1 pseudogene is annotated in these 244 nt (G+C 39.8%); it reads left to right on the forward strand.

The features are described 5' to 3' along the window. A pseudogene (locus AAEY99_RS21640) lies at nt 1-244 on the forward strand (phosphomannomutase); the annotation flags it as partial.

Here is a 244-nt window from a genome sequence, read left to right on the forward strand (position 1 = left end):
GTATTTATGAACACTCGAGCGCTGGCCGTGATCTTTATTATCGTATTTTTGAACACCTTGGTGCCGAAATTATTGCTTTAGAACGTACCGACCATTTCGTTCCTATCGATACCGAGGCTGTTTCAGAAGAAGATACATTAAAAGCTATAAATTGGTCTAAACAGCATAATTTAGATGCTGTATTTTCAACCGATGGTGATGGCGATAGGCCATTAATTTCAGATGAGAACGGCAACTGGTTACG

This window comes from Shewanella sp. S1-58-MNA-CIBAN-0166, from assembly GCF_040310085.1.
GTDB lineage: Bacteria > Pseudomonadota > Gammaproteobacteria > Enterobacterales > Shewanellaceae > Shewanella.